This is a genomic window from Streptomyces sp. NPDC051907 (assembly GCF_040681075.1).
Taxonomy (GTDB): domain Bacteria; phylum Actinomycetota; class Actinomycetes; order Streptomycetales; family Streptomycetaceae; genus Streptomyces.
This window is the reverse complement of record NZ_JBFAYB010000168.1, coordinates 1-9,737: the sequence shown is the minus strand read 5'-3', so window position 1 is coordinate 9,737 and position 9,737 is coordinate 1. Positions and strand designations below refer to the sequence as shown.

Here is a 9,737-nt window from a genome sequence, read left to right as displayed (position 1 = left end):
GGGCCGCCGGCAGCGCTGCCCAGCCCGCCCGCGGGCCCGAGCGTGGGATCAGGCGCCGGACCCCGCGCACCAGGTGGCGGCGGCCGCCTGAGGCTCCAAGGACCCGCCGCACACCGTTTCCGCAGGGGCCGACGCCCGGCGGGCATGGCGGCGCCCTCTGGGCCGCGGCGTGCGGGCGTCGCCTCTCATCGCGCGGGCTCCCGCACCGGCACGTTGTACCGGGCGTGCGCGAGGAAGGCGCGGGCGGGGCGGCTGAGCGAGCCTCTCAGGTGCGCGATCCCGACGGCCCGCAGCAGCGGCGGAGTGAAGGAGCGGACCTCGACTCTGCGGCCGAAGGCCCGTAACACCATGTCCCGGTACCAGATCAGCGAGCCGCGCCCGTCCGCCACGCTCGTCACCCAGGCCAGCCGCTCGTCCGCCTCGACCACCGCGACCGGGCGCACCCCGATCCGGCCGAACATCGCCTCCAGTTCCGTGCGCCGGCCGGTGCCGGGCGTCGGGAGCACCATCCGCAGCCCGCCGAGCATCCGGAACGGGACCGGGTCGGGCAGCTTCGACCCCGGCGGGGAGATCAGCACCACCTCCCGGTCCTGGAGATGATGGGTGGACAGGTCCCTGTCGACCGGCAGGTCCACCAGGCCCAGCTCCGCCGTGCCCTCGGTCAGCGCGCCGACGAGCGCCTCGCGGCTGTCGTGCTGGACCACGCGGACCTCGATGCCCGGATGGCGTTCGCAGAAGGACGGCACGATGTCGGCCGCCAGATCCAGGGACAGCGTCGGAGTGACGGCCACGGCCAGCGCGCCGCGCGAAGCGCTCTGGTGCGCCGGGCGGATGTCCTCGATCGCCTCCACGGCGTCGAGGACCGTGCGGGCCAGTCGTACGACGCGGGCGCCCTCGGGGGTCAGGCTCGCCGCCCTGCCCCTGCGGTCGAGGAGCTCCACGCCCAGATCCCTCTCCAGGGACTGGATGGAGCGGGAGAGGGCGGGCTGGGCGACGTAGACGGAGCAGGCCGCGGCTGTGATGGAGCGGCAGTCAGCGACGGCGACGAGGTAGCGCAGTTGCTGCAGTGTGGGGGTCATGTGCGGACGTTAGCCCCAGCTCCTTGCAGGTGTAAGAGGCGTGTAAGAGGCACAGGGGTGAACAAGTGTCCCTGTCGCCAGGGGAGTTGAGAACCCGGAGGCAGCGATTCATACCGCGACGGCATGGGTCGCGCGAGAGCGTTGACACTGCGGGACCGCAGCCGCACGATGCAACGCGGCGTGCGACGTTACCGTCCGGTCACTTTCCGGAGCCCAGTCCGCAGGCCCCGCCCGCAGCGCCCCGCTCCCCCGCCTGGCCTCGTACGGAACCGCCCGGCGCCCCGGTACCCGCTCGGCCCCGCCCGGCCCCCGCTCGGACCAAAGGAGAGCCCGTGATCTCTCAGCCCGCCCGGTCGTCCTTCCGACGGGACCTCGTCGTCGTGGTCACCCCGTTCGAGGAGCCCAACCCCGCGATGGCCGCCGCCGCGGAGCGAGCCGGCGCGCTCGGCCTGCTCGACCTCGGCAGGGACCGCGACCGGGCCAGAGCCGCGCTCGCCGCCCTGAACGGCTCGTTCGGCGTCCGGGTTCCGGCCGGCTGCCCGCTGGCCCCCGACGAGCTGCCCGCCGGCGTCGACACCGTGCTGCTCGCCGAGGAGCGGTGGCGCAGCGGGGCGCGCGCCTGGGCCGCGGGCGGGCGGCGCCGGGTGTGGGCCGAGGTCGTCAGCCCCGACGAGGCCGCCGCGGCCGTCGCCGCCGGAGCGAGCGCGCTGGTCGCCCGAGGCCACGAGGCGGGCGGCCGGGTCGGCGAGCTCACCACGTTCGTCCTCCTCCAACGACTGCTGGGCGACCCCGAGTCCGCCGTCGCCGTCCCCGTCTTCGCCGCCGGCGGCATCGGCCCGCACACGGCGGCCGCGGCGGTCGCGGGCGGCGCGGCCGGAGTCGTGCTCGACACACAGCTCGCCCTCACCGCCGAGGGCGCCGACGCGCTGCCCGCCGCCGTCGCCGACGCGATCTCGGCCATGGACGGCAGCGAGACCGCCCTCGTGGCGGGCCATCGCGTCTACACCCGGCCCGACATCGCCCTGCCCCAGGGCGACGTCGCCGCCTCGCTCGGCGCGCGGGACCTGCGGACCCAGCCCCTGCCCATCGGCCAGGACGGGCCCGTCGCCGCCCGCCTCGCCGCCCGTCACCGCACCACCGGCGCCGTCGTGCAGGCCGTACGGGCGGCCGTCGCAGGACAGGTCGAGGCCGCCGCACGGACGCGTCCGCTCCAGACCCGCCCCGGCGAGACGCTGCTGCCCGTCGCCCAGGGCCCCATGACCCGGGTCAGCGACCGGCCCGCCTTCGCGGCCGCCGTCGCCGACGCGGGCGGACTGCCGTTCCTGGCCCTGGCGGTGATGGACGGCCCCGACGTACGAGCGCTCCTCGCAGAGACGGCGACCGCGCTGCACCGGCGGCCCTGGGGGGTCGGGCTGCTCGGCTTCGCGCCCGAGGAGCTGCGCCGCGAACAGCTCGCCGCCGTCGCCGACGTCCGCCCGCCGTACGCCGTCATCGCCGGCGGCAGGCCCGCCCAGGCCGCCCCCCTCGAAGCCGCCGGGACCAAGACCTATCTGCACGTCCCCTCGCCCGGCCTCCTCGAGCGCTTCCTCGCCGAGGGCGCGCGGCGGTTCGTCTTCGAAGGGCTCGAATGCGGCGGCCACATCGGCCCGCGCGCCGCCTTCCCCCTCTGGGAGGAGCAGATCGACCGGCTGCTCGGCTGCCCCTACGCGGCCGAGCTCGACGTGCTGTTCGCCGGCGGGATCCACGACGCGCGCTCGGCGGCGATGGTCGCCGCCGCCGCGGCCCCGCTGGCCGAGCGCGGCGCACGGACCGGCGTGCTGATGGGCACCGCCTACCTGTTCACCGAGGAGGCCGTCGCCGCCGGCGCCGTGCTCCCCGCCTTCCAGCGCACCGCGCTCGACTGCCGCACGACGACCCTCCTGCGCACCGCCCCCGGCCATGCGACGCGCTGCGCCGCCACGCCGTACGCCGACGCCTTCGCCGCCGCCGCCGAGCGACTGCGCGCCGACGGGGTCAGCCCCCAGGAGGCGTGGGAGGAGCTGGAGCGGCTCAACCTCGGACGGCTGCGGATCGCCAGCAAGGGCCTGCGCCGCACCGACGCGGGCCTCGCCCCGGTGAGCGAGGCCGAACAGCGCGCCGACGGCCTGTACATGCTCGGCCAGGTCGCCGCCTCGCGGACCGCTCCCACCACCGTCGCCGCCCTGCACGCACAGGTGACCGACGACGCGACCGCCCTGCTCGCCGAGCGCGCCGAACAGCTGCGGGAGCACGCACAGCCGCCCGACCCCGACGACCGGCTGCCGCTCGACATCGCCGTCGTGGGCATGGCCTGCCGCTACCCCGGCGCGGACGACCTCGCCGGCTACTGGGCCAACATCGTCGCCGGGACCGACTCCGTCGCCGAAGTGCCCGCCGAGCGCTGGGACCCCGCCGTCTACCACGATGCGGACCCGGCGCGGGCGGGGGAGCGCACCCCGTCGCGGTGGGGCGGCTTCCTCGATCCCGCGCCGTTCGACGCGCTCGCCCACGGCATCGCCCCCGCCTCCCTCGGCTCCATCGAACCCGTGCAGCTCCTCGCCCTCGACGTCGCCGCGCGCGCCCTGGGGGACGCCGGATACGCGGGCGAGCGACGCTTCGACCGGACTCGGACCTCCGTGGTCTTCGGCGCCGAGGCGGGCACCGACCTGGCAGGCGCGTACGGCTTCCGCGCCCTGCACCCCGGCTACCTCGGCGAGCTGCCGCCGGAGCTGGACGAGCAGCTGCCCCGGCTGACCGAGGACTCCTTCCCCGGAGTGCTCGCCAACGTCATCGCGGGAAGGGTCGCCAACCGGCTCGACCTGGGCGGCGCGAACTGCACCATCGACGCGGCGTGCGCGTCCTCGCTCGCCGCCCTCGACCTCGCGTGCAGGCAACTGCTCGACGGGGACAGCGACATGGTGCTGTGCGGCGGCGCGGACGTGCACAACGGCGTCAACGACTATCTGATGTTCGCCTCCGTACGCGCCCTGTCGCCCACCGGCAGATGCCGTCCCTTCGACGCCAGCGCGGACGGGATCGCGCTGGGCGAGGGGGTGGCCTGCCTGGTGCTCAAGCGGCTCGCCGACGCCGAACGCGACGGCGACCGCGTCTACGCCGTCGTCAAGGCCGTCGGCGCGTCCAGCGACGGCCGCTCCCTCGGCCTCACCGCCCCCCGCCCGGAGGGCCAGCGGCGCGCCCTGGAGCGCGCCTACCGCAGGGCGGGCCTCACGCCGGCCGACATCGGCCTGGTGGAGGCGCACGGCACGGGGACCGTGGTCGGAGACAGCACCGAGCTGTCCGTCCTGACCGAGGTGTTCCGCACCCCCCGGCGGACCGGGACGGAGCGGTCGGCCACGCGGCAGGACCCGGGCGCCGTGCAGCCGCCGGGCCCGCAGGAGGCGACCGGCTACTGCTCGCTGGGCTCGGTCAAGTCCCAGCTCGGCCATACGAAGTGCGCCGCCGGCCTCGCCGGGCTCATCAAGGCCGTACGGGCCGTCCACTCGGGCGTACGGCCGCCGACGCTCCATCTGACCCGGCCCAACCCCGACTGGCAGCCCGACTCCAGCCCGTTCTTCTTCGACACCGAGGCCAGGCCGTGGTCCGTGCCCGCCGCCCGACGGCGCGCCGCCGTCAGCGCGTTCGGCTTCGGAGGAACCAACTACCACGCGGTCCTCGCCGGCCACGCGGCTGCTCAGGAGCCCGCGCACGGCCTGGACGCCTGGCCCGCCGAGCTGTTCTGCTTCCGGGGAGCGGACCGCGCCGCCGCGCTCGGCGCGGTCGACCGCCTCGCCGCCCGGCTGGCGCAGAACGACGCCGCCGGACGTCCCTGGCCGCTGCGCGACCTCGCCGCCGAGGCCGCCCGGGGCGAGGGGGAGATCCAGCTCGCCTTCGTCGCCGCCGACCTCGACGACCTGGCCGCCCGACTGGACCGCGCCCGGGACCCGGCCCCCGGCGACGGCGTCCGCGTCCGGCCCGAGCAGGGCCCCGCCGGACAGGTCGCCTTCCTCTTCCCCGGCCAGGGCAGCCAGCGCCCGGGCATGCTCGGCGACCTGCTCATCGCCTTCCCCCGGCTGCGCAGCGTCCTGTACGGCGCCGACGACCGCGTCCTCGCCGCCATGTTCCCGCCCGCCGGCTTCACCCCCGAGGCCAAGGCGGCCCAGCGCGCCGCCGTCACCGACACCCGTGTCGCACAGCCCGCCCTCGGACTGACCGGCGCCGCCGCGCACCGCCTGCTCGACACGCTCGGGGTCCGCGCCCACTGCACGGCCGGCCACTCCTACGGCGAGCTCGTCGCCCTGTGGGCCGCCGGCGCCTACGACACCTCCGCCCTGCTGCGGCTCAGCGACCGCAGGGCCGCCGCCATCCTCGCCGCGGCCGGAGACGACCCCGGGGCGATGGCCGCCGTGCCCGCCGCCCCCCACGAGCTGCCCCTGCTGCCGCCCGGCTGCGTCGTCGCCAACCACAACGCGCCCGCGCAGTGCGTCGTCTCCGGCCCGACGCCCGCCGTCGAGAACGCCGTCGCCGCGCTGCGCTCCGTGGGCATCGCCGCGACGCGCATCCCGGTCGCCTGCGCCTTCCACAGCGAGGTGGTCGCCGGCGCCGCGGGCCCGCTCGCCGAGGAGCTGGCGGGGGTGGACCTCGCCCGGCCCGCCCTCCCCGTCTGGTCCAACACCACCGCGCGCCCCTACCCGTCCGAGCCGGCGGCCGTACGGGACCTGCTGGCCAGGCAGCTCGCCGAGCCCGTCCGCTTCGCCGAGCAGATCGAGGCCATGTACGCCTCCGGAGTGCGGGTCTTCGTGGAGGCAGGCTGCGGACGGGTCCTCAGCGGACTGGTGGGCAGGACCCTGGGCGAGAGGCCGCACTGGGCCGTCCCCCTCGACGTGCCGGGCGAGCACGGCGTGACCCGCCTGGTCACCGCGCTCGCCGAACTCGTGGCGGCGGGCGTGCCGTTCGACCCCGAGCCCCTCTTCAAGGGCCGCACCGCGGCGCTGCCCGCCCAGCCGCCCCGGCGCGCCGGCTGGACCGTGGACGGCCACCTCGTACGGACCGCGGACGGCGAGCCCGTCGCGGGCGGACTGCTCCCGGCCCGGCGGGTCGCCACGGCCCGCCCGGCCGAGGGCGGGGACCGGCGGGAGGAGGCCGTGCTGGAGTATCTGCGCGGCGCCCGGGAACTGGTCGCCGCGCAACGGGACGTACTGCTCGGCTATCTGGGGGCGCCGCAGAACGCTCCGGCGCCGCCGGCGGCCGCGCCCCCGACCGCGGCTGATCCGCAGTGGGAGCAGACGCCGGAGCGGATTCCGGAACAGCAGGCGGCGGAACAGGAGGCGGACGACCGCCCGTTGACGCCCGCGCAGCTCATGGACGCCGTACTGGAGATCGTCCAGCTGCGCACCGGCTACCCCAAGGAGATGCTCGACCCCTCCCTCGACCTGGAGGCCGACCTCTCCGTCGACTCCATCAAACGCGTCGAGATCATCGGGGCGCTGGCCGACCGGATCGGGCTGCCCAGCGGCGCGGACGGACCCGCCGAGTCGGCCGTCGAGGAGCTCTCCCGGCTGAAGACCATCAGCGGCATCGTCGACTGGATCGTCGCCCGCGGCGATCGCCCGGACGAGAATCCCGCGGCGGACTCCGTACAGCAGGCCGTACAGCAGGCGGGGCAGGAGGCGGCGCCGGACAGGACGCGCGTCGAGCGACTGCTGGTCGAGGTCGCCGCCGTGGCGCCGGCCGCCGCCCGCGACAGCGCGGAGGCGCTGCCCGGGCTGCGCTTCGCCGTCGTCGACGACGGGCTCGGCGTCGCGGCGGCCCTCGCCGCAGCACTCGAGTCCCACGGCGCCGAGGTCCGCACCCTCCACCCCGACCGTCTCGTGGACGCCGCCGGCGCGGACGGCGTCGTGGACCTCAGCGCCCTGCGCCCCGCCCCGGCGCCCGTGCTGCCCGAGAACTTCGGCGCGCTGCGCGCCGCCCTGGTCGCGGGCGCCGGCCGGCTGCTGCTCGTCACCGGCTGCGGCGGGGCGTTCGGCCGGACCGAGCAGGCAGCCGACCCGTCGCCCGACCCGGTGCCGGGCGCGGGGCTGCACGGCTTCGCCCGTACCGCGGCGATCGAGTACCCCGGCGCCCTCGTCCGCGCCGTCGACGTCGACCCCAAGGACCGCCCCGAGCGGATCGCCTCCCACCTCATCGCCGAACTCTGCGCCCCCGAGGAGCCGTCCGTCGTCGGCTACACCAACGGCACGCGCAACACCCTGCGCACCGTCCCCGTCGCCCTGCCCGACGAGCCGGCCGCCCCGCCGCTCGGGCGGGACGCGGTGGTGGTGCTCACCGGAGGGGCCCGCGGCATCACCGCCCGCACGGCGATCGCCCTGGCCCGCGCCACCGGCTGCCATATCGAGCTCATCGGCCGCACCCCGCCCCCGGACGCCCCCGAGGACCCCGCCGTCGCCCACGCCCACGACCGGGTCGCCCTGCGCGCGGCCCTCGTCCAGGGCGGGCTGCGCACCCCCGCCGACGTCGAGGCCGCCGCGTCCCGCATCCTCGCGGCCCGCGAGATCCGGGCCGCCCTCGCCGAACTCCACGGCGCAGCCGCCTCCGTGCGCTACCACGCGGCGGACGTCACCGACCCCGCGGCCGTCCGCGCGGTCCTCGACGACGTCCGCGCACGGCACGGCCGGCTCGACGGGATCGTGCACGGGGCGGGAGTCCTCCAGGACAGGCTGCTGCGCGACAAGGACCCGGCGTCCTTCGCCCGGGTCTTCGCCACCAAGGCCGACGGGGCGCGCCACCTCGCCGAGGCCGCCGCTGACCACGGCCCCGCGCCCGCACCGGACTTCCTCGTCCTCTTCGGCAGCGTCGCCGGCGTGTACGGCAACCGCGGCCAGGCCGACTACGCGGCCGCCAACGACGCCCTGGACACCCTCGCCGCCGCCCCCTCCTGGTCGCGCCGCTTCCCCGGCCGGGTCCTCGCCCTCGACTGGGGCCCGTGGGCGGCCTCTTCCGGCGGCATGGTCACCCCGGAGCTGGAGCGCGTGTACGCGGGCCGGGGCATCGCGCTCCTCGACCCGGCGGCCGGCACGGCGGCCTTCCTCGCGGAGCTGGCGCACGGCACGAGCGGCCAGGTCGTCCTGACGGCGGGGGCGACCCGCCATGGGTGACCGCGGGCCCCGCCCCGACGACGCCGCCATCGTCGGCATGGGGGCGGTCTTCCCCGGCGCGAAGGACCTGAACGCCTTCCGCGACAACCTCTTCGCGGGCGTCGACGCCATCACCGACGTGCCGCCGGGCCGCTGGGACCCGGAGGTGTACTACGACCCGCACGGCGGCGACGGGCCCGCCCGCAGCGACCGGTTCTACTGCCGGCGCGGCGGATTCGTCGACGAGCTCGCCGCGTTCGACCCGACCCGGTTCGGCATCATGCCCGCAGCGGTGGCCGGAGCCGAGCCCGACCAGCTGCTCGCTCTGCGAGTCATCGCCGACGCGGTGGCCGACGCGGGCGGCGAGGACCGACTGCCCGCCGACCGCTCCCGAATCGGTGTGATCCTGGGCCGCGGCGGCTTCATGGGCGTGGCCACCGCCCGCCTCGACCAGCGCGTGCGCACCGCTCACCAGCTCGCCGCCACCCTGCGCGAACTCGCCCCCGAGCTCGGCGAGGAGCGGATAGCCGCCGTCCGCGAGGCCTTCCAGCAGGGCCTCGGACCCGAGCAGCCCGAGGCGTCCATCGGCCTCGTCCCCAGCTTCACCGCCGCCAGGACCGCCAACCGCCTCGACTTCCGCGGACCCGCCTACACCCTCGACGCGGCCTGCGCCTCCTCGCTGCTCGCCGTCGAGCAGGCGGCCGGGCTGCTGGCGGGCGGCAGCTGCGACCTCGTGGTCGCCGGCGCCGTCCACCACTGCCATATCGCGACCCTGTGGAGCGTCTTCACCCAGCTGCGGGCGCTCAGCCCCAGCCAGCGCATCCGCCCCTTCGACCGCCGCGCCGACGGCACCCTGCTCTCGGAGGGCACGGGAGTCGTCCTCCTCAAGCGCCTCGCCGACGCCGAACGCGACGGCGACCGCGTCCACGCCGTCGTACGGGGCATGGGCGTGGCGGGCGACGGCCGGGCGGCGAGCCTGATGAGCCCCCTGGTCGACGGCCAGGCGCGGGCCCTGGAGCAGGCCTGGCGGCGCGCCGGGCTCGACCCCGCGGCGCCCGGCGCCCTGGGCCTGCTGGAGGCGCACGGCACCGGGACGCCGGTCGGCGACGAGGCCGAGCTCGCGACGCTCGCCCGGGTGTTCGGGCCCGGCGGGGCGGGCGCCGAGCAGGTCGCGATGGGCTCGGTGAAGTCGATGCTGGGCCACACCATGCAGGCGTCCGGGATGGCCGGACTGATCAAGGCCGTGCTGGCGGTGCGCGAGGGGACGCTGCCGCCGACCCTCCACCTCGACGAGCCGCACGAGGGGTTCGCCCGTACGCGCATGCGCCCGGTGACGACGGCGGAGCCCTGGGAGCGGGCGGGCGCCGCGCCGCGCCGCGCGGGCGTGAACGCCTTCGGCTTCGGCGGGATCAACGCGCACGCGGTGGTCGAGGAGGCCCCCAGGACGGGGGCGGTGGCGCCGGGCTACAGGCGCACGGCGTCGAGGCCCTGGTGGGCCTCGCCGCCCGCC

The 9,737-nt window shown here is 77.0% G+C and carries 3 protein-coding genes; 2 read left to right on the top strand and 1 reads right to left on the bottom strand.

What is annotated here, in order from left to right; genetic code table 11:
- Positions 1-185: 185 nt before the first annotated feature.
- Positions 186-1,079, bottom strand: coding sequence for a LysR family transcriptional regulator (locus AB0M39_RS40295; protein WP_365373671.1), 894 nt, complete (start codon positions 1,077-1,079; stop codon positions 186-188).
- Positions 1,080-1,492: 413 nt separating this feature from the next.
- Between AB0M39_RS40295 and AB0M39_RS40290 the strand changes: the two genes are divergently transcribed.
- Together AB0M39_RS40290 and AB0M39_RS40285 are read left to right on the top strand one after the other, a co-directional pair.
- Entirely contained in the window at positions 1,493-8,248 is a 6,756-nt protein-coding gene (locus AB0M39_RS40290; RefSeq protein ID WP_365373674.1) for an SDR family NAD(P)-dependent oxidoreductase, read from the top strand.
- Positions 8,241-9,737, top strand: a 1,497-nt coding sequence (locus AB0M39_RS40285) for a polyketide synthase (RefSeq protein ID WP_365373669.1), incomplete at its 3' end; no start/stop codon positions are given. The genes AB0M39_RS40290 and AB0M39_RS40285, both read left to right, overlap by 8 nt.

What these genes read in the sequence shown, in the direction of transcription:
- AB0M39_RS40295 (WP_365373671.1), bottom strand. Translation starts at nt 1,079, where the DNA reads ATGACCCCCACACTGCAGCAACTGCGCTACCTCGTCGCCGTCGCTGAC.
- AB0M39_RS40290 (WP_365373674.1), top strand. Translation starts at nt 1,493, where the DNA reads ATGGCCGCCGCCGCGGAGCGAGCCGGCGCGCTCGGCCTGCTCGACCTC.